Origin of the sequence: Neobacillus niacini (genome assembly GCF_023715415.1) — a bacterium.
Lineage (GTDB): Bacteria > Bacillota > Bacilli > Bacillales > Cytobacillaceae > Neobacillus > Neobacillus niacini_C.
In genome coordinates this window covers 104,440-125,339 of record NZ_JAMBOB010000001.1, presented here as the reverse complement: position 1 = coordinate 125,339, position 20,900 = coordinate 104,440, and the positions used below count along the sequence as shown (strand labels likewise).

The following is a 20,900-nucleotide window of genomic DNA, read 5'->3' as shown; positions in this document are numbered from 1 at the left end:
AACCACCCACTAAGTTGATAGATAGTAAACAACATCTTGTATTGCTTTTGAATTATAAAAATATATAAATAAGAAGCCTTGATTAGAAACAAGGCTTTTTCCATTCTTTGGAGAATATATAAAAGATGGGTATAATAACACAAATGAAATAAATGGTGGTGATATTGATGCTATCACAACAAGAAATCCTAGAAGAATTATCGAAAAATTTAAATGCGTGGAAAGAAAAATACGGTGTAAAACGAATTGGTATATTTGGGTCTTATAGCCGAGAAGAACAAAAAGATAGCAGTGATATTGACGTGTTAGTCGAATTTGACCCTTCTAAATTGTCTTTTGATAACTACATTGAATTAAAATTCAATCTTGAAGACCGATTTCGAAAACCAGTAGATTTGGTAATAATCGATGATATAAAGCCAGCGTTGAAACCTAGTATTTTAAGGAGCGTGAAATATGCAGGTGGAGCCTAGAGTGTTTTTAGAAGTACATGGAAGATACCAAAATACCGAGTTATTTTGCATTGACCCTATTCACACGTTTTATTAAACACATTAAAGCCTGTTACTTGCATAGAGATAACATGGACCACCTGAACCAAAGAAAGTGCAGGGCACTTTTAATCTTCATTTACTATTCATTAACAAAATATAAAAAGCCTTGAAAAAACAATCAAGGCTTTTTGACGTCCCGAAGAGGATTCGAACCTCCGACCTACAGTTTAGGAAAAGTATGAAAATGGTAATATTGACGGTAATAAACTTTACAAGTTGCTAATTTATCAAGCCTTTTTGTGATTTAAAATAAATCCAATACAATTAAATTAATTAGGTATTACTGAGTATTTCGGCAAATTTTCGGCAATTCTGGTTACCCACACCCACAGGGCAAATAATATACAACAACAATTTTGTTAAGTTATTGGAAGGTGTCAAGCACTTATCTATTTGAGTGAATTTTGTTATATTAAGATAAATAATATGGTTTTCATAATAGAAGTGCTCTAAAAAGGAGAATAAGGATGAAGGGATTACTTCAAGGATTTTATAAACTAAGTGAATTTAGTAAGCATCTTGAAGTTTTAAATATAAAAGCAAAGGTATCTTTTAAAAAATTTTTATATGAACTGGAAGACACGGTGCAGGAATATGAAGTTTAATCGTTTCTTAAGATTTCGCCATTTGAAAAATCAATTGTTATTCCAGAATGCTCTAAGTATCAGTCTAATAATTGGATTGACTGCAATTATTACCTATACAATTGCTATAAAAATCCAGATTAATGAGGCAATTAGATATAATACTGTAATGGTCATGCAAATTAGTAAAAGTATAGATAATATGGTGGAATCCTTTAATCGTGTGATGGATGGTGTAACTTTCAACAATGATGTACAAGGGATATTGCCAGATGCATACCAAAATAGTAAAGAAAAAAACCTCTTAAATAAAAACTTATTATCCAAAATAACAGATGAAACAGTTATGTTCAATGAAGTCGATCTTGTCTATCTTTATGACACTGAAGGATTAAGAGTCAATTTAAGAAGAAGTGTTAATAACAATAACTATGAATTTTTTAATACATTACGTCCCGAGATCTATGATTCAAGTGGAAAAGTCACTTGGAGCGTTGAGAAGTCTGTGATTACAGCTAATCGGACAATTTACGATATACACTCTTATAAAATGAAAGTCATTGGTTATCTAACAATGTCTATGGATAAAGCATATTTACAGGAGCGGATTCAGAAATTTGATCCAACTGAAGAAAGACATATCATTATACTGGATAAAGAAAATAATGTGGTTATATCTAATTCAAATGATAAGGAATTAAGAGCCGTTACCTCATGGCTGTCAAATTCATCTAAACATTTAGCCAATACCGATACATTAATTGAAATCCCGGATTCTGGGAAAATGATAATAAACAATTATCAATCTGAATTAACAGGGTGGAAAATCATTTCTATAATAAGTTTGAAAGAGATTTCGGAAGGTCCTGCACTTATTGGTAAGACCATCTTTCTAATTGGAATAGTAGCGATCATTATTGGAATCATTATTATTTGGATAAGTACTAATTATATTGTTAGACCTTTAAATAAATTAAGTTTGGTAATGGATGAGGTTGAAAAAGATAACTTCAATGTTCAGCTTCAAATCGACCGTTCGGATGAGCTTGGAAGAGTTGGCGAAAGCTTTAATAGAATGATGAGTAAAATTAACAACTTGATTTCGGACATCTATCAGAAGGATATAAATGAAAAAGACGCACAGCTAAGAGCACTTCGAGCCCAAATAAATCCACATTTTCTTTATAATACTCTAGACACAATTAATTGGATGGCACAATTTGGGAAATCAGATGAAGTTAGTAAAATGACAACCTCATTAAGCAGGCTGTTGAAAAAAAGTATTACTAATAATGGGGAGTTCATTAGACTCGAAGAAGAGATTTATTATATTGATGATTATATGACGATTCAAAAAATTAGGTTTCAAGACAGAATTCATTATTCTGTTAACGTTGATCCAGAGGCTAAAAATTGTTTAGTTCCAAAACTGATTCTGCAGCCAATCGTTGAAAATTCTATGATTCATGGAATTGAAAAGAAAATTGGTAACGGATATTTATTTATCAATGCCAAAATAAAAAATAATAAATTACACATTGAAGTTTTAGATAATGGAGTAGGTATGGATGAAAATACTGTAGCCTCTCTTTCAAAGGGTAGATATGTAAATCTTGATGACAACAGAGGAACAGGAAATGGGATATTAAATGTTCAAAACCGGATTCAATTATTATTTGGTGATGATAATGGTTTAAAGATTGAAAGTAATCTTAACGTCGGAACCTCGTTTGAGCTGACTTTACCTATAAGAAGGGAGGGAGCCTGATGTTGAAAGTACTTATTATTGACGATGAACCATTTATTAGTAAAGGATTATCTGAAAAAATCGATTGGCCAGCCCTTGGTTGCGAAATTTGTGGAATGGCGTCGAATGGTTACGAAGGAAAAAAACTAATTAATGAACTTAAGCCAGATATAGTAGTGTCTGATATTGTTATGCCAGGACATACAGGCCTAGAATTGGCAGAGTTCGTTCATCAAAATCATAAAGAAATCTTAATGATTCTCTTGTCAGGATATGATGAGTTTACATTTGCTAAAGAAGCCTTTAAATATGGCGTTTATGATTATTTACTTAAACCAACAGTCGTCGAAGAAGTAATGGTAGTGATTAAAAATGCTGTAAATACCATAGAACAAAAAAGAGATAAAGAGAAAAACTATGAATATTTGGAAAATGCTCTTCAAGAGAGTATTCCCATTATTGAACAATCAATATTATATGAAATGACGGTTAAGGGGATAGTACCACAAAATATTAAACAAAGCATCGATCTTACGCCTGGAAAAGGTGCCGTGGTAACAGTAGAAATGGATAGTGATACACAAAATGATAGTGTTTTAAAATCAATTAAGGACTTATTACGAACAAAAAATATGGAAGCAAGATTTGTAACGCATGATCAACAACTTTTGGTAATACCTTCATTCTCATTATTAATGCCAGATAAAGTGGTAGAAACACGATTAAAAGATATTGCTGAGAATATATTGAGTTATTTTTCTTTTGAGGATCGCACTCATGTTTCAATTGGTATTGGAGGAATGTTTACTTCTATCAACACCTTACACTCCTCTTACTTACAAACTATCACAGCATTATCACGGAGTTATTTTGTTGGGAAAGGAAAAATTCATATTTATTCTGAAACTAGCACAAAACTTTATAACAATAATTTCTCAGCAAAATTATCGAGCTTTATTGAAAAGTTTGAAGAATGGGAACTTGAGAAGATTCTGCTTGAAATTGAGGCACTATTCAAGGAGCTAAAATACACATTTGATAGACAGTTAGTATTAAATCTTTGCTTAGAGTTATTAATTAAACTAGGGTTAGTCGTTGCAAAATGGGATAAAAATTTTTCAATGACCGTTGGATATGAACAACTTGAACGGTGTAAAACCTTTGATCAACTACTTGAATTTATGAAGCAAACCTGTGTGAAGGTAAAAAAACATCTTTACGAAACAATGAATAAAAATAACATAGGTGTAGTTGAGCAGGCAAAGCGAATTATTGAACAACATTATGCGAATCCAGATATAAATGCACAGTTTATTGCAGAACAACTTGATGTTAGTGTTAGTTATTTAAGCCGGACCTTTAAAAGGGATACGGGGGAAAATCTTAGTAATTTCTTAACAGAAAAACGGATTGAGGTGGCACAAAAGCTCTTAACTACTACTGATTTGAAAGCGAACGAAGTCTCATTAATGGTAGGATTTCTTGATGCAAGATATTTTGGTCAAGTTTTTAAGAAAATTATGAGAACAACACCTTCTGAATATAAAAAAAGTAGGTAGTCAAATATTTCAACATCAAAAATTCAACCTTTCTCCCTCATGGCCGTATCACATGAAATTCATGTGCATGCGGCTTTTTTATTAACGGTAGTCAATATTTTCAACAACTACATCAATAATTTCAACCTTTTTCTCTTATGACTGTCAGGTAAAATAATAAACAAGAAAGCACTTTCAAATACTTTTGTAAGGGATTGCAATTGCAGGAGGGAATATACAAAAAGATACATTGTACCAAATTTTTATAAACTCTAATAAATCGTTGGCTGGAGAAAGGGAGAAAAGTAGTTAAATTTTATGAGGAGAGAGAAGGGGATTATATGACAACTATGAAGAAAAAGATTACCATACCTAGAGCCGTTGGTTATGGGTTAACGGACATAATGGGTGGAGGTGCTTTCACCGTTATTGCTGCTTGGTTAATGTATTACTATACAACATTTGTAGGTTTAACTCCTGTTGAAGGTGCCTCCATTATTGCAATTGCTCGTGTCGTGGATGCGATAGTTAGCTTATCTATCGGCAGTATCACAGATAACTTCTATAAGTTTAAATTGGGAAGAAAGTTTGGCAGACGCCGTTTCTTTCTATTAATTGGTTCGCCGCTAATGGCCACATATGTGTTGCTCTGGTTTACAGGAATGAATTATTGGTACTATCTATTAAGCTATTTGTTGTTTGAAATCGTTATGGCTTTAGTATTAATTCCATGGGAAACGCTGCCATCCGAAATGACAAAAGATTTTAATGAAAGAACGAAATTATCCACAGCAAGAATGTTTATGTCTGGTACAGGTGTATTTTTAGCCACTTTTGTTCCTGCACGTTTAATTTCTTACTTTGGTGAAAATAATGCGTACGCTTATTTTATCAATGCTGTATTTTTTGCCATACTTTTTGCAATATGTATCTTTATCTCTTATAAAGTAACGTGGGAAAAGAAGCTTACACCTGAAGAAGAAAGAGAATTTATCGCACAATCTAGCAAATCTAAAAGTTTTGGTGAAACACTTAGTACGATTGGATCTGTATTAAAGGAATATGGAACTACCTTAAAAATAAGAAGCTTTCGTAAACATTTAGCGATCTATTTATTATCGTTTACTGCTAAAGACGTATTTAATGCTGTTTTTGTTTATTTCTGTGTGTTTGCTCTAAGCATTTCATCATCACTTGCTGCAGACTTACTATCACTCAGTATAATTGGGGTGCCTATTATGCTGGTAGCTGGTTTCTTAATGATAAAAGTTGGCCCTGGTAATCTGTATAAAATCTCCTATTCCGTAATGCTTATTTGTTTGGGAGCCTTTTATGTAGTCTATTTAACTAAGCCTGATTCAATGGTGGTCATGCTGTTTGTGATTGCTGCTTTTTATCAAGTTGGCAGAGCAATTTTAGACTTTACACCGTGGAATGTATTCCCTTTCATTCCGGATATTGACGAGATTGTAACGCGACAAAGACGAGAAGGATTGTTTGCAGCAGTTATGACATTCGCCAGAAAAACGTCTGTTGCATTGGCTACTATGGTTGTGGGACTTGTACTACAATGGGGCGGTTTTGTTGCAGGAGAAAAAACACAAACAGCAGAGGCAGTTCATACCATCGTCTATACTATGGTCATTGGCGCTTCAGTACTTCTTGTTGCAGCATTACTAGTGGTTTTCACTTTTAAATTAAATAAACAAACTCATAAAATATTAGTCGATGAAATTGATAGATTAAAAAATAATGGTTCAAAGAATAAAGTGGATCCACAAACAAAAGAAGTTGTTGAAGATCTTACTGGATTTAAGTATGAGGATATCTGGAAGGATAATAATGAAGGCAAAATAAAATCTGCATGAGTTTAGACACTCTCAAGAAAGCGTAAGGTGAAAAAATTATGTCAATCCGTGAAAAATATATGTTCAAGTTTATCAATCTAGACAATAATTGTTTATCTTTTAAATTAAATCAAAGTAATTTAATTGCTAGAGTGTTTGTTTTAGAAAATGATATAGTTCGTGTTTTGATGACAGAGGGTGAAAAGCTACAGCTGCCACAAACTTGGTTAGTGGCACCGGGGATGGAAGATGTCCCAATGGAAGGTAGAAACCGTTTGGATCTTAGTCCATTTAGTCTGCCAGACTTTGATTCGTACGAAAAAGAAGAAGTATTTTATATTGAAACATCAACATTAAAAGTTGAAATTAATCTAAATGGATTCAATATACATTGGTATTATAAGGATTTAGAAACATCAGATTATATTCATTTTATGAATGACCGAAAAACACAAGCCTATAATTTTGATGGTTCATTAGGTGAAGGAATATTCCATTATATCGAGAGAACGAGAGAAGAAAGTTATTACGGTTTAGGGGAAAAGGCTGGCGAAACCGACCGCTACGGTAAGCGCTATCGTATGTTAAACGTTGATCCAATGGGTTACGATGCCCAATATACTGACCCATTGTACAAACATATCCCGTTTTATATCACCCGAAGTGATAAGACAAATATTTCATTTGGAATATTTTACGATAATATGTCAAAAGCAGTATTTGATATGGGCAATGAAATGGATAATTATCATGGCTGGTATCGCTATTTCCAATCAGATGCCGGAGATTTAGATTACTATATCATTGCTGGTCCGGAAGTAAAGGATGTTGTAAAAAGATACACTTGGTTAACCGGGAAACCGATTTTCCAGCCAAAATGGAGCTTGGGCTATTCGGGATCTACGATGACATATACAGATTTACCGAAATCCCAAGAAAGATTAAATGAATTCCTGCAATTATGTGAAGAACATGATATTATTTGTGATTCGTTCCAATTATCATCAGGCTATACGTCTATTGGGGATAAACGTTATGTATTTAACTGGAATAGAGATAAGTTTCCAGACCCTAAAGGGTTCACAGATGGATATCATGAAAAGAATGTGCATCTTTGTGCCAACATTAAACCTTGCTTGTTAAAAGACCACCCATTATTCAAAGATTTAGAAGATAAAGGGATGTTTATTAAATCGGAAGATGGCAAAACACCTGAAATGGCACAGTTTTGGGATGAAGTTGGAGCCTATTTGGATTTTACAAATAAAGACACTTATGTATGGTGGAAAAAGAAGGTAACAGAAGCATTACTGGAATATGGTATTGATTCTACATGGAATGATAACAATGAGTTTGAAATTTGGACGAAAAATGTAAAAAGCAATGGGTTTGGACAAGAGGTAAATTTTGAACTTGTACGTGCCTTACAGCCATTATTAATGATGAAAGCTTCCTATGAGGCACAAAAGGAATTTTCACCAGCAGTAAGACCATATTTAATTTCACGTTCCGGTAGTCCAGGGATGCAGCGATATGTTCAAACATGGACAGGTGATAATTATACCAGCTGGAAAACCGTAAAATACAATATTAAAATGGCCGTTGGTTTAAGCTTATCAGGTGTATATAATATCGGTCATGATATTGGCGGATTTTCCGGTCCTGCTCCGTCACCGGAATTATTGGTCCGTTGGGTGCAAAATGGAATTTTCTATCCTAGGTTTACGATTCATTCATGGAATGACGACCAAACGGTCAATGTTCCTTGGATGTATGAAGAAACTGCGGCCCATATAAGAGATTTAATTAAGTTTAGACACAGATTAACTCCATATTTGTATACTTTGTTATACAATGCTCACGATCAGTATGAGCCTATTATTAAACCAACATTCTACGAGTTTGGTCAAGATAAAAAGACATTTGAAGAATGTGATGATTTTATGTTAGGTGATTCAATACTAGTGACATCTGTGGTAGAAGAAGGAGCTACTGAGCGAACAGTATATTTACCAGAGAACGATGGTGGGTGGTACGATTATCATACATCAACCTGGTATGAAAGTGGACAAACTGTAACCATACCTGCACCATTAACGTATGCACCGTTCCTTGTAAAAGCAGGCAGTATCATTCCAGTGAATGATGCAGACTGTTCATTTCTAACAAAAACAAACGATGAACGGGGGTTTGAGTTGTTCCCTCATCAACAAACAGGTACATCAGATTATGTATTGTACGAGGATGACGGAATCTCTTCAAATTATCAAGAAAAGCATACTAAACTTCATGTCCACATGAAAACAACTAATAATCGATTGGAAGTTTCATTAGAAAAAGAAGGGATCTTCGAGTTGTCATATAAGCAAATTACATTCCATTTGCCAAAAGGTGAAACACGGGAGCTAGTGGTGAACGGACAGCCTTTACAACAAACAGATAATAGAAGTTTTGTTTACTATCTATAAAATTTAAAGGATTTTCTCCCTCATTATTAAATAGGCCCTATAGTATAGATATACATAAAAAGTCTAACTATAGGGTATTTTTTTTGTATAATGTATAGTGGGATTTTAAGTATTTCACATCCCCAATGCAGCATTATAGAAAAGGAAGTATCATCCTATGAAACAATCATTGAAAACGATTTCCATTTTTTTTATAACATCGATTTTTTTATTTATAATATCAGCCTGTGATAACAACCCGAGTCAAAAAGAAACAATCGGAACAGACAATGAAAAGAAAATTACCTTGGATTTCCTTTGGTTTAGTGACGGTGTCGAGGGAAAGGTAATGAAAGAGATTATCAAGGATTATCAAGCAAAAAATCAAAATGTTGAAATAAATTTAATAGAAGTGGCATATCAAGATTTAGATACAAAATTAAAAAGAATGATTGCAGGAGGAGAACCTCCAGCATTAGCTCGTATAACAGATACTGGGAATTTTGCAGATTTTGCATTAGATCTTACACCATTTGTTGGGGGAGCGGAAGAATTTACTTCTCAATTCCTCTCAGCAATTAAACCTTATTATGTAAAAGAGAATAAAATTATTGCAGCACCGATGGATGTTACTGCAAACTGCATCATCTATAACAAAACATTGTTTAGTAAAGCAGGTGTGCAAGTTCCACAAACCCCTGACGAAGTTTGGACCTGGGATGAATTTGCCGAAGCTCTTAAAACTGTAAAAGAAAAAGGTGGGGCAAAACACGGGCTGTTAGTTGATTTTACACCTCGAAGATATTCCACTTTAGTTTATCAATTTGGTGGAAGCCTCATGACAGAAGATGGTTCTGCACCAGCAATCAATAATGAAAAAGGCGTAGCAGCATTAGATTATTTTATTAAACTTCATAAAGAGGCAATCATTCCTGAATCTGTTTGGTTAGGTGTGGAAGATCCAATTAAAGTGTTCCGCTCAGGACACGCTGCTGCTCACTTATCTGGAAACTGGATGTTAAGTAACTATAGCGATATTGAGAACTTTGAGTGGGGGGTAACATATCTTCCAAAAAAAGAGATTCGTTCTTCTGTACCAGGGGGAAAATATATCATGGGCTTTAAAAATACAGAGGTAGAAGACGAAACAGCTGATTTTATTAAATATTTAGCATCAAAAAAAGTAAATGCTAAATTTAGTCAAGAGTCTCTGTTGTTAAGTTCAAGATTAGATAACAATGAATTAAACTACGAGTATGGCAAAGAGATGTTTAAAATATTTTCAAATGAATTAGAAAATACGCCAGTTATTGCAGCGGAAGATTGGCGAAATCAAGAGGTCATTTCCCAGGTTTCCTCTCATATGAGAGACTCAATTATGAAAGCTCTAAATGGGGAAGTAACCTCACAAGAAGCAATGAATGTAGTAGCAGAAAAAATTAAAGAAGCGATTGAGGCAAGTCAAACTATTCAGAGTGAAAAGAGAAATGAGATACCTGATGACCTTCAATCATCAAACCATTCAGCCAGTTATTGAACAAACTTGAGTCATAGGCCAAGGGTCCATTTTGATGGGTTTTATGACCTATAAAATAATAAGAACAGAGATGAAAGGATTAATGTTATGAACCAGAAAATCATCCCTGCCTCTTCTAATATGAAGGAATTCGAATCCTTTTTGAGAAGTCCTTACGAGATTGGTGTGTTTTTAGATATGCATATTGCTCAGTTAAAACATATTAATAGTATGGCTAAGGAAAAAGGAAAGAAAATGATATACCATGTGGACTTAATCCATGGCATAAAAAATGATGATTACGCCACCGAGTATATTTGTCAAGAATTCAAGCCATACGGCTTAATCTCAACCAAATCTAGCGTGATTCAAAAGGCAAAGCAAAAAGGTGTAATTGCTGTACAAAGAATTTTCCTAATTGATAGTCATGCTCTTGAAAAAAGCTATAAATTAATAAAAAAAACCCAGCCCGATTACATTGAAGTCCTTCCAGGGGCAATGCCGAAGATTATTGCTGAAGTTAAGGAGATTGTAGGAATACCTATTTTGGCTGGGGGGCTGATTCGAAATTCTGAAGATGTGGATGCGGCACTAATGGCTGGAGCTACAGCAATCACGACTTCAAAAAGAGAATTATGGGAGGGTTTTTTTTAAAACTATTAACAACATACTCATGTTAAAAAAGTTGTTGACATGGGTTTTAGTAGAATTGTATACTTTCCTCAACAAGTTAAAAGTATGTGACGGAGAGTAGGAGATTCACGCAGAGACCCATTTTGTGGTTAATTCTGTTTTGTGAATCTCCTTTTTTATATTCATATATAAGATGATATTTTGGGAGGAAATGAATAGTGGAAAAATACATTTTATCGATAGACCAGGGGACAACTAGTTCACGAGCAATTATTTTTAATAAAAATGGAGAAATTGTTCATTCTGCACAAAGGGAAATCACGCAATACTTTCCAAAGCCAGGCTGGGTTGAACACAATCCTAATGAAATTTGGGGTTCCATTCTTTCGGTTGTAGCTGAAGTCTTATCAGAATCCGAAATTAAACCTGAACAAATTGCAGGTATAGGGATTACAAACCAGCGCGAAACAGCTATAGTCTGGGACAAGGAAACAGGCCATCCAGTTTATAATGCCATTGTTTGGCAATCAAGACAAACAACTGAGATTTGTGAAGATTTGAGAGAAAAAGGTTATAATGACCTATTTCGTGACAAAACTGGACTGTTAATTGATCCTTACTTTTCAGGAACAAAGGTAAAATGGATCCTCGATCATGTGGAAGGGGCACGTGAAAAAGCGGATCAAGGAAAATTAATATTTGGTACTGTTGATACATGGCTGGTTTGGAAACTATCCGGAGGCCGTGCACATGTAACAGATTATTCTAATGCTTCTCGAACCTTAATGTTCAACATCTATGAATTAAAGTGGGATGATGAATTATTGGATATTTTAGGTGTACCTAAATCTATGCTGCCAGAGGTTAGACCATCATCTGAAGTCTATGGAAAAACGGTTGATTATCACTTTTTTGGGAATGAGATTCCAATATCAGGGGTTGCTGGTGACCAGCAGGCTGCATTGTTCGGACAAGCGTGCTTTGACGAAGGAATGGCCAAAAACACATATGGTACCGGCTGTTTTATGTTAAAGAATACTGGTGAGAAAGCTGTGCCCTCAGGGCATGGATTATTAACTACTATAGCATGGGGACTGAATGGAAAAGTAGAATACGCACTTGAGGGAAGTATTTTTGTGGCTGGTTCTGCCATTCAGTGGCTTCGTGATGGGTTAAGAATGTTTAAAGATGCAAAGGATAGTGAAGCATATGCATTAAAAGTTGATTCCAATGATGGCGTCTATATGGTCCCCGCGTTTGTAGGCTTAGGAACTCCTTATTGGGATAGTGATGTACAAGGTGCTGTTTTTGGTTTAACCCGTGGCACCACAAAGGAACATTTAATTCGCGCTACGTTAGAATCACTTGCATACCAAACTAAAGATGTCCTATCTGCCATGGAAGCTGATTCTGGAATTGAACTAAAAACTCTCCGTGTTGATGGCGGGGCGGTGAAAAACAATTTCCTAATGGAGTTCCAAAGTGATATTTTGGATGTTCCAGTAGAAAGACCAGTTGTAAATGAAACTACCGCATTAGGAGCAGCATATTTAGCAGGACTTGCTGTTGGCTTCTGGGAAAGCCAAGAGGAAATTGCCAAGCAATGGGCGGTTGACCGAACGTTCTTACCAAAGATGTCAGATGAAAATCGGAATAAATTATTTGACGGTTGGAAAAAAGCAGTGAAAGCAACAATGGCTTTTAAATAATTATTTTCAATTTCCTTACTTAATGTTATACTAAAAGCAAGTTAATACATGGCAGGAGAAGTCGGAGAGACCACAAAAACATTATCAATATTGATAATGTCTTTTGTGGTCTCTTTTTATTTCATCTGAAAAAATTAATACTACTATACAAGCAGGAGGAGTACATTATGAAATTTTCAAACCTAAATCGAACTGAATTTGTTAACAAATTTAAAACAAAAGTTTTTGATTTATTAGTTATAGGCGGAGGAATTACAGGAGCTGGTATTGCCCTTGATGCACAAACACGAGGAATGAATACGGCTCTAGTTGAAATGCAAGACTTCGCTTCTGGGACCTCAAGCAGGTCGACTAAATTAGTTCACGGCGGGCTAAGATATCTAAAACAATTTGAAGTTAAAATGGTGGCAGAGGTCGGAAAAGAAAGGGCGATTGTCTACGAAAATGGCCCGCATGTGACAACGCCTGAATGGATGTTATTGCCACTTCATAAGGGTGGTACATTTGGTAAATTTAGCACATCCATTGGTCTACGTGTATACGATTTCTTAGCTGGTGTAAAAAAGTCGGAACGAAGAAAAATGCTAACATCACAGTCTACATTAGCAAAAGAGCCGCTTATAAAAAAATCGGGTTTAAAGGGTGGCGGTTATTATGTGGAATATCGTACAGATGATGCAAGGCTGACCATTGAGGTCATGAAAGCAGCGGTGGAAAAAGGGGCATTTGCTTGTAATTATACAAAAGTATCAAAGCTCCTTTATGAAAATGGTAAGGTAATTGGTGCCTTGGTCGAAGATCAATTAACAGGAGAAAGGTATGAAATTCATGCCAAAAAGATTGTTAATGCTGCCGGACCATGGGTGGATCAAATTCGTGAAATGGATCAATCCAAAAAAGGGAAAGTCCTACAGCTTTCAAAAGGTGTTCACTTAGTGATTGACCAATCCCGTTTTCCTTTGAAACAAGCCGTCTATTTTGACACACCAGACGGTCGTATGGTGTTTGCCATCCCCCGTGACGGAAAGGTCTATGTCGGAACAACAGATACTTTCTATAATGAAGATGCCGTAAATCCTAATATGACAGAAAGTGATCGTAGTTATATTTTAAATGCTATCCATTATATGTTCCCTGAAGTGAATATAAGTGAAAAAGATGTCGAATCGAGCTGGGCTGGTGTACGACCGCTTATTTACGAAGAAGGAAAGAATGCTTCAGAAATTTCTCGGAAAGATGAGATTTGGGAATCGAATTCGGGTTTAATCACCATTGCTGGAGGTAAATTAACAGGCTACCGAAAAATGGCTGAAATGGTGGTTGATTTATTGGCTGCAAAATTAACAACTGAAGAGGAGAGAAGTTTTAAATCATGTCAAACGAAGTATCTCCCAATATCAGGTGGAGATGTCGGAGGTTCAAAACAATATCCTTCATTTATTACTACAACAGTTAAAAGAGGCATGGAAATGGGTCTTACAAAAGAAGACGCTGAAATATTAGTGAAAATATATGGATCCAATAGTACCACATTGTTTGAATTATTGAAAAATAATATGTCTGATGCAAAAAAATATCAATTACCTACAGTGTTATTTGCAAAATTACTTTATGGCATTGAGCATGAAATGGTTGCTACACCGATAGATTTCTTAAACCGCCGAACAGGTGCTATTTTATTTGATATACAAACAGTAAGAAAATGGAAGAAGCAAGTAATTGCGTATTTAGCTGATAGATTAAATTGGTCTGTAGAAGAGAAAAACAAATATTCATCTTCGGTAGATGAAGCATTAAACGCTGCTGTCATCCCTATGAATCAACCAAAATCTTACCAAAAAGCTGCAAATGGTAATTAACTTGAATAGTAGGGTGAACGTTATGGAAATAGGTGTGTCTTCTTATCTAAAGAAGATAAATAAAAGTTTGATATTAAGTAAGATTATTAAGCATGGGCCGATTTCGAGGTCAGATTTAGCGAATATAACAAAATTAACAAAGGCAACCATTTCTACACAGGTAGCAGATCTTTTAGAGGAAGAGTTGATCACCGAATCCCATAAGGAGAATAACAGTGTTGGTAGAAATCCGATTATGCTTTCTCTTAGTGAAAATGCGGGTTATGCATTAGGAATTGATCTAGATTATCGGGATTTACAATTTACTGTATCTGACTTAATGGGGAACCCAGTTCATACTGATAAAGTTGAGTTTGAGAATTCCGACTATGATGAAATTATTCATCTCTTAATCAAGCAAATTCGTGGATACCAAGAAAAGTTCTCTGATAGTCGTTTCGGGATTATTGGTGTTGTCATAGGAATACATGGAACAGTGACGAATGACAAAACCATCTCTTTTGTTCCACAGCATAGGTGGTATAACAAGGACTTAAAGTCTGACCTAGAGAAAAATATAAATATAGCAGTTGATGTTGAAAATAATGCGAATTTATGTGCATTTGCGGAAAAAGTATTTAATTACCACCAATGCACGAATTTAATTAATATAAGTATGTATTCTGGAATCGGTCTAGGATTTTTAATGAATGGAGATTTGGTCAAAGGGTATCATGGATTTGCTGGAGAAATGGGTCACATGATTATTCATCCTGATGGAAAACCTTGTAATTGCGGTAAATCGGGTTGTTGGGAGTTATATGCTTCAGAAGTGAGCTTCTTTAAACAAATATCCGAGAAACTTAATAAACCAATATTGACCTACGGGGATATTAAAAATCTTGTTATTGAAAGAAACCTGGCTGTTATAACTGCAATGGATGAGTATATAAAGTACGTTTCTATCGGTCTAAATAATATTATTAATTTACTAAATCCAGAAACACTCGTGTTAAATAGTGAACTATTAAAACAATTTCCTGAAGCCATGAGAATAATTAAATCAAATATAAAAACTTCGATTAGTAATTATAAGGAAATATATATATCAAATCTCGGTACTAATGCTTGTGGAATGGGCGCATGTGCTTTAGCAATAAAGAATTTTTTACAGATACCCGAGTTAAGTTTGTCAATTAAACAAGATGTGACGGTACAAAGTATTTAAATCCTAAGGGATTTCCTAGGTGGAGACTTAAAAATAATAATATCCGAAGTAACCCGACAGATGTTTGCCCTGTTGGGTTACTTCTTTTAAGCCCTGTAAGCGGGTACAACTACTTAAACGACATCCATCTTTGACTTCTATTAGATGAAATGCTTGAAAAAAACGAATTGACATCGTTTTCAATTCCTATTATTATAGTAATTAAGTTAATAATATGTGACGGAGAAATGGAGACTCACACGGATTGCCTGATATTTTATTCAGGTCCTTCTGTTGTGGGTCTCTTTTTTTTCGTTAACCCTTTAGGCTAACAAATTGAAGGGGAGAGGGAGTCACTTTTCATTTGAAAATGAATGGAGACGAAGATTTTACATCATGTTTAAAGCAGGAGTATTTGGGGAGGGAAATGATTAAAGCAAAGTATAAATAAGAAGAATATGCATTAATTTTTCTGAGATTTATGAAAAATAAATAATTTTAAAAATGGGGGTCAATCATAATGAGAAAATTATTATCTTTTGTTACATCTGGAATTTTAATAGCCGGACTTTTGGCTGGATGCGGCAGTGCAGGAAACAATACGGAGGATAAAGGCGGAAAGGAAACAGGGGTAGAGGAGAAAACGTTTAAGCTTGCCCATAACATGAGTGAAGACCATCCTGTTCACAAAGCCCTTGCTGATTTCTCCAAGAAGGTGGAAGAAAAGTCGGATGGGCAAATGAAAGTTCAAATTTTTGCTAATGGAGTTCTTGGAGCGGAAAAGGAAGTATTAGAGCAGCTGCAAGGCGGAGCTGTAGATATGACGAAAGTGAGTGCAGCAGCCCTAGAGAGTTTTGCTCCTGAATATGCAGTTTTCAGCCTCCCATATTTATTCGTCAGCAAGGAACATTTTTATAAATCGATGGAATCAGAAGCAGTTCAAAAGCTTTACTTGGCAAACAAAGATAAAAAATTTGTAGGGTTGACCTACTATGATTCTGGAGCAAGAAGCTTCTATACAAAAGATAAAGCGATAAACACTCCAGAAGATTTAAAAGGGTTAAAGATCCGTGTTCAGGATTCACCGACAGCAATCGATATGGTGAAATTACTAGGCGGGAACGCAACACCAATGGCGTATGGAGAGGTTTATACGGCACTGCAAGCGGGAGTTATTGATGGTGCGGAAAGTAATGAAACAGCATTAACCACTGGAAAGCACGGGGAAGTTGCAAAAGAGTTTTCCATCAATGAACATACCATGATTCCAGATATTCTGGTAATGAGCGCTACTACATGGGACAGCTTATCTGAAGAACAGCAGAAAATCTTAACTGATGCAGCGGGTTCCTCTACAGAATACCAAAAAGAACTTTGGAATAAAGCGATCGAAGAGGCAATAACAGAAGCCAAGTCCAAAATGGATGTAAAATTCACTGAAGTCGATAAAGAGCCATTTATCGAGAAGGTTAAGCCTATGCATGAGGAATATAGCAAGAAAGATCCTAATATCAAAGAAATCATGGACGCTATTGAAGCTCTAAAATAAAAGGGAGAAGGCCAAGCTCCGCCGTGCAAGTCGATAAAAAGGCGGCGGAAACATTTGCTTGGCCATTTCTATTAAATTGAGAGTGAAAAGGTTACCTGTGCTGGTAAAAGAACGATTGTGAAAGACACCGATTTAAAAGAAGGAGTTTAGGTTTATGAAATTAATACGAAGTTTCCTTGATAAGTTAATTATGTTTTTAGGTGGCGTTTTCACCATCATCATGGTTATCGGTGCAATCTGGCAGGTCTTTAGCCGATATGTAATGGGTGATCCAAGCACGATTACAGAAGAGTTGCTTCGTTTCGGGCTCATTTGGACCACTATGTTGGGAGCAAGTTATGCTTTTGGGAAAAACGAGCATTTGGCGATTACCGGATTTCTGGATAAGTTAAAAGGGAAAAATCAAAAGGCACTTAGAATGGTTAATGATTTGTTCATAATTGGCTTTGCCGGTGCAGTCATGATCAAAGGCGGGTTAAACATTGTAGCTACGACCATGGCACAATTGACACCGATTCTGCAAATTCCGATGGGAGTCATCTATTCCATCGTGCCAATTTCAGGAACGATTATTATCATTTATCAACTATTAAATATGCCCGATTGGTTGAGAAGGAAAGAAGAAATTTTATAGAGATGAAAAGAGGAGTTTTTCATGGGTGCGATTGAAACAGGTTTAGTGATGGTAATAAGCTTTATTATTTTAATGGCTATGGGGGTTCCAATTTCTGTAGCCACCGGGATAGCATCTTTTATTGCCGCGATAATGATTGTACCGTTTGACGTTGCCATTTTTACCGCAGCACAAAAGATGGTAACTGGAATCGACAGTTTTTCCCTTTTGGCCGTCATCTTTTTCATTTTGTCCGGAATTATTATGAATAACGGGGGAATCGCCCTGCGTCTCATTAATCTTGCTAAGTTGATGGGCGGCAGTCTTCCTGGATCACTAGCTCATACGAATGTTGTAGGGAACATGCTGTTTGGCTCGATTTCAGGTTCCGCAGTAGCGGCAGCGGCAGCTATCGGTGGTACGATGGCTCCGCTTCAGGAAAAAGAAGGGTATAACAAAGCGTATTCTGCGGCTGTAAATATTGCCTCTTCCCCTGCAGGTCTATTGATTCCTCCCAGCGGAGCTTTTATTATTTACTCGATGGTGAGTGGAGGAACTTCGATTGCAGCTTTATTTTTAGCAGGCTATGTACCGGGAATCCTTATGGGGCTAACAGTTATGGCAATTGCCTACTTTATTGCTAAAAAAGAGAAATATCCAGTAGCAAAAAGACCGAGCTTTTCTGAGGGTACAAAAATTATTATTGAAGCCATTCCAAGCTTACTGTTGATCGTGATCGTTATCGGCGGAATTGTGGCAGGAGTCTTTACTGCAACGGAAGGTTCGGCCATCGCTGTTTTATATTCTGTCATTCTTTCAATCATCTATAAAACCTTAAAGTGGTCACATGTTCCCAAGATTTTGGGTGAAACAGTTGTTATGACAGGGATTGTGCTATTTCTGGTTTCAGCTTCATCGATCATGTCCTGGGTAATGGCGTTTAGCGGTATACCAGCTGCGATCAGTGAGGCTGTATTATCCATTTCAGATAACCCTATCGTTATTCTATTGATTATAAATGTCGTATTGCTATTAGTCGGCACGGTAATGGATATTACACCGGCAATCCTGATTTTTACCCCTATCTTTTTACCAATTGTAACTCAAATAGGCATGGATCCTGTGCATTTTGGTATTGTTTTAGTTTTTAACCTCTGTATCGGTATCGTGAGTCCGCCATCCGGAAGCAGTTTGTTTGTCGGATGCAGTGTTGGGGGAGTTAGCATAGAGGCAGTAACAAGACCGTTATTGATTTTCATGGCAGGTTTAATTGTTACGTTACTGCTCGTAACGTATGTTCCAGCTATTACCTTATTTGTTCCAAAACTATTTGGAGCCATGTAGTTTGCATGGTGAAAGCTGCTTTTATTAAATCAATACACCTGAGAAGCCTTGCTTGAACGTTTTCAAATACTATTAATATCGTTATTAAGTTAATAATATATGACGGAGAAAAGGAGACTCACACTGATTGCCTGTTATTTATTTCAGGTCCTTCTGCTGTGGTCTCTTTTTATCTATAAATTAAGCAAAAGTATTTTTTGAAATTAGAAGATGGAGGTCAATCATAATGAAAAAATTATTATCTTTTGCTACAAATTTGGTCCGCGGAAACAGTTGCTTGGCCTTTTCTATTAAATTGGTAGTTACAAGTTGCAATGACCTAGAATCTAAAATCTCTATCAAATAACCCTTTTACTTATTGATAATTTTTAATTGGTAAGCGAATTCAACAGGGGGGAATATATGAATCAGATTAGTGGGCTGTTAAATCATAATACAATTAATGTTAAATCTTCTGAAATAGATAATTCTGAGCTTCTTTATTATTATTCAGGTGCTCTTATCGTTATTTTCCAAACGGACAATGCCAAAAAATATAGTATTAGGTAGATTTTACACTGCTTTACTTAGACAACTATGGAAAGGGCTCTCCAAGAATGGGGAGCCCTTAAATCTCGTTTGTGAAAGCAACCCTTATAGCACTTAAGCCTGTAACTCCAAAGACACAGATTCAGGACGTTCACAGGTACTTTCCATTATATAATGTTTACCGCTATCTGAGGAATCATGGAAGCCATGCATCGCTTCTAAAACGTGATACGCTAATTCGCTGTTTGCTCGATATTTCCCGCCTTCGAGGATGGCTTTGGCCATATCAGCAACGCCAAGCCCTCGATTGTTTTGGGAATATCCATATGCAAGAGGCACCTCTTTAAACTCATTCTCGTCACGTTTCCTCATTTTCACAGGTCCGCCGAACGTATTAGGATCAGGAACGAGTAAAGTTCCTTCACTGCCATAAATTTCAATAGGCGGCAGCGAAGTGCCGCCGAAGGCATCAAAGCTTGTGGTAATACTTCCAATTACACCCGATGCAAAATCGATCACACCTGAGATATGTGTAGGGGTTGTTACCTCAATTTTAGTACCTACTTTTGGTGTGCTAAGCACCGTTCTTTCTGGATAGCTGATACGAGTAGAACCAGAAATTCGTTTGATCGGTCCTAACAGAGCCACTAAGGCTGTTAGGTAATAAGGTCCCATATCAAACATCGGTCCGCCGCCAATATCATAATAAAAAGCAGGGTCTGGATGCCAATGTTCGTGCCCGCGGCAAATCATGAAGGCAGAGGCACCAATCGGTACACCTATTTCACCTTGTTCAATTAAGTGGATTGCAGTTTGAATACCAGCACCTAAGAAGGTGTCAGGTGCACTGCCAACAAGAAGATTATGCTTCTTAGCTGTTTCTAAAATTTGTTTACCTTCCTCGCGTGATACAGCAAGTGGCTTTTCCGTATAAACATGCTTGCCTGCTTCAAGTGCCTGAATGCAAACAGAGGCATGTGCTTTAGGAATGGTTAAATTAATTACGAGTTCAATCGCTGGGTCAAACAGTAGCTCTTCCACGGAACAAGCCCTAGGAACACCGAACTTTTCAGCTTGTAATTGTGCTCGCGATACATCTAAGTCAGCACAGGCAATTAGCTCGAGGTGAGGGAACTTCTGACAGTTTTCCATATAAATAGAACTAATATTTCCACAACCGATGATACCGATTTTAAGTTTTTTCATAGGAACCTCCAGTTTATTTTTATGGAGTAGCTTGCCTTCT

General features: G+C 36.1%; 16 protein-coding genes. 15 read left to right on the top strand and 1 reads right to left on the bottom strand.

Annotated features, from left to right (window positions below):
• Window positions 1-167 precede the first annotated feature (167 nt).
• The 15 genes from M3189_RS00545 (at window position 168) to M3189_RS00475 (ending at window position 19,675) form a co-directional block, all read left to right on the top strand.
• A complete protein-coding gene (locus M3189_RS00545) occupies window positions 168-473 on the top strand; it encodes a nucleotidyltransferase family protein (RefSeq protein ID WP_251630821.1) in 306 nt (101 codons plus the stop codon).
• Between the two features lie 548 nt (window positions 474-1,021).
• Window positions 1,022-1,159, top strand: coding sequence for a hypothetical protein (locus M3189_RS00540; RefSeq protein ID WP_251630819.1), 138 nt, complete (start codon window positions 1,022-1,024; stop codon window positions 1,157-1,159).
• Entirely contained in the window at window positions 1,149-2,906 is a 1,758-nt protein-coding gene (locus M3189_RS00535; protein ID WP_251630817.1) for a cache domain-containing sensor histidine kinase, read from the top strand. Before M3189_RS00540 ends, M3189_RS00535 begins: the two co-directional genes overlap by 11 nt.
• Window positions 2,906-4,444, top strand: a complete 1,539-nt coding sequence (locus tag M3189_RS00530) for a response regulator (RefSeq protein ID WP_251630815.1) — start codon at window positions 2,906-2,908, stop codon at window positions 4,442-4,444. Before M3189_RS00535 ends, M3189_RS00530 begins: the two co-directional genes overlap by 1 nt.
• A 329-nt stretch (window positions 4,445-4,773) precedes the next feature.
• A complete protein-coding gene (locus tag M3189_RS00525; protein WP_251630813.1) occupies window positions 4,774-6,291 on the top strand; it encodes an MFS transporter in 1,518 nt (505 codons plus the stop codon).
• A gap of 38 nt (window positions 6,292-6,329) precedes the next feature.
• The gene (locus M3189_RS00520) at window positions 6,330-8,738 is read left to right on the top strand and encodes a glycoside hydrolase family 31 protein (RefSeq protein WP_251630811.1); all 2,409 of its coding nucleotides are present in this window, start codon (window positions 6,330-6,332) and stop codon (window positions 8,736-8,738) included.
• Between the two features lie 157 nt (window positions 8,739-8,895).
• A complete protein-coding gene (locus M3189_RS00515; protein WP_251630809.1) occupies window positions 8,896-10,254 on the top strand; it encodes an ABC transporter substrate-binding protein in 1,359 nt (452 codons plus the stop codon).
• Between the two features lie 87 nt (window positions 10,255-10,341).
• On the top strand, window positions 10,342-10,887 hold the full coding sequence (locus M3189_RS00510) for a glycerol-3-phosphate responsive antiterminator (protein WP_251630807.1): 546 nt from the start codon (window positions 10,342-10,344) through the stop codon (window positions 10,885-10,887).
• Window positions 10,888-11,084: 197 nt separating this feature from the next.
• Window positions 11,085-12,575 carry a glycerol kinase GlpK gene (gene glpK, locus M3189_RS00505; RefSeq protein WP_251630805.1) on the top strand — a complete coding sequence of 497 codons (1,491 nt, stop codon included), beginning with the start codon at window positions 11,085-11,087 and terminating at the stop codon, window positions 12,573-12,575.
• A 167-nt stretch (window positions 12,576-12,742) separates the two neighbouring features.
• Window positions 12,743-14,434 (top strand): glycerol-3-phosphate dehydrogenase/oxidase, encoded by a 1,692-nt coding sequence (locus M3189_RS00500; protein WP_251630803.1) that lies wholly within the window; start codon window positions 12,743-12,745, stop codon window positions 14,432-14,434.
• A gap of 22 nt (window positions 14,435-14,456) precedes the next feature.
• Window positions 14,457-15,641 carry an ROK family transcriptional regulator gene (locus M3189_RS00495; RefSeq protein WP_251630802.1) on the top strand — a complete coding sequence of 395 codons (1,185 nt, stop codon included), beginning with the start codon at window positions 14,457-14,459 and terminating at the stop codon, window positions 15,639-15,641.
• Between the two features lie 499 nt (window positions 15,642-16,140).
• Entirely contained in the window at window positions 16,141-17,169 is a 1,029-nt protein-coding gene (locus M3189_RS00490) for a TRAP transporter substrate-binding protein (RefSeq protein WP_251630800.1), read from the top strand.
• Between the two features lie 154 nt (window positions 17,170-17,323).
• On the top strand, window positions 17,324-17,803 hold the full coding sequence (locus M3189_RS00485) for a TRAP transporter small permease (protein ID WP_251630797.1): 480 nt from the start codon (window positions 17,324-17,326) through the stop codon (window positions 17,801-17,803).
• A 21-nt stretch (window positions 17,804-17,824) separates the two neighbouring features.
• On the top strand, window positions 17,825-19,126 hold the full coding sequence (locus tag M3189_RS00480; RefSeq protein ID WP_251630795.1) for a TRAP transporter large permease: 1,302 nt from the start codon (window positions 17,825-17,827) through the stop codon (window positions 19,124-19,126).
• A 402-nt stretch (window positions 19,127-19,528) separates the two neighbouring features.
• On the top strand, window positions 19,529-19,675 hold the full coding sequence (locus M3189_RS00475; RefSeq protein ID WP_251630793.1) for a hypothetical protein: 147 nt from the start codon (window positions 19,529-19,531) through the stop codon (window positions 19,673-19,675).
• 93 nt (window positions 19,676-19,768) lie between these two features.
• Here M3189_RS00475 and M3189_RS00470 read toward each other — a convergent pair whose 3' ends face one another.
• Complete coding sequence (locus M3189_RS00470; RefSeq protein ID WP_251630791.1) at window positions 19,769-20,860, bottom strand: Gfo/Idh/MocA family protein; 1,092 nt, start codon at window positions 20,858-20,860, stop codon at window positions 19,769-19,771.
• Window positions 20,861-20,900: the final 40 nt, after the last annotated feature.